This window comes from Alcanivorax sp. UBA3183 (genome assembly GCF_002364155.1).
Lineage (GTDB): Bacteria > Pseudomonadota > Gammaproteobacteria > Pseudomonadales > Alcanivoracaceae > Alcanivorax > Alcanivorax jadensis.
This window is the reverse complement of the sequence record NZ_DEXN01000008.1, coordinates 1,383-2,384: the sequence shown is the minus strand read 5'-3', so window position 1 is coordinate 2,384 and position 1,002 is coordinate 1,383. Positions and strand designations below refer to the sequence as shown.

The 1,002-nt window shown below is 56.9% G+C and carries 1 protein-coding gene; it reads right to left on the bottom strand.

Annotation, left to right across the window (positions count from 1 at the left end; all coding sequences use genetic code 11):
• Window positions 1-126 precede the first annotated feature (126 nt).
• Window positions 127-981, bottom strand: coding sequence for an OmpW/AlkL family protein (locus B3Q33_RS03090; RefSeq protein WP_272962474.1), 855 nt, complete (start codon window positions 979-981; stop codon window positions 127-129).
• Window positions 982-1,002 lie beyond the last annotated feature (21 nt).

The following is a 1,002-nucleotide window of genomic DNA, read 5'->3' as shown; positions in this document are numbered from 1 at the left end:
TTTGAAATACTATTTCACGTTTCCCGCCAAGGCCTCAATGACCAAAAACATCAGGCCTGACTACGGTTTGTGTCGATGGTCAACGAAAGCGCTTTCCCCTGATACCGGCGCATTACCGCCGGCAAGTCAGAACGTGAACCCCACCCCCAGGTGGAAGGCATACACATTCATGTCAGCCACGAATTCTGCATCACCCACTTCCGCGAACTGATACTGGGGAAGGCCCGGGGCGCGGATGAAGGTGCGATCCACCTTGGCTTTCACTTCCTTGACGCTGATGTACTTGGCATCCGCCGCCAGCCACCAGTGATCGCTCAGCCGCCAATCCGCGCCGATCTGCCCTACCCAGCCGAATTTATCCTGAATCTCCAGCTCCGGTTCTCCCACTTCCGTGAGAATCGGGTTGGTGACGTGGCTATCGTAGGTAAACAGGTACACGGCTCCCAGGCCCACATAGGGCCGGAAGTTGTGATCCATGCGGAATCGCTTCACCAGGGTCACCATGGGCGGTGCCACCTTGGTTTCGCCCACCTTTTCGCCCAGTGCCGGCACCCCGGTGGGAATGCCGTTGGCCTCGGTGACCAGGGGCTCATCCGCCAGCTTGCCCTTGGCCTTCAGCTCCAGCGTGGGCGGTAATGCCGCCATGGTTTCAATGGACCAGCCTCCATCCCCCCAGCGCAGCTTGTAGCCGATGATGGCGGCCGGAATGGTGAGCGGGTCACTGAACGCCTCCCCTTCCTGCTCGCCAGGCTCCACCGCCACTTCAGCAATTTCAGAGAGATTACTGAGAGTGATCGAGCGGGTTTTTATGTCCGGGGACATGTGGATCGCGCCGAAGCGGAAATACAGCCGGTCCTCGCCAAAAATCTTCTGGGTAAATTTCACTCCGGGATAATCCGGGCCGTATTTGTCCTGACTGGCAACATTGGCAGAAAAGAGCCCCAGCACGACAAACAGGAGAAACCGTTTTTTATGATCCATTATTCTTCTCATTATCAAAGC

Excerpts from the sequence above, each read along its gene's own strand:
- B3Q33_RS03090 (WP_272962474.1), bottom strand. The coding sequence starts at position 981 with ATGGATCATAAAAAACGGTTTCTCCTGTTTGTCGTGCTGGGGCTCTTT.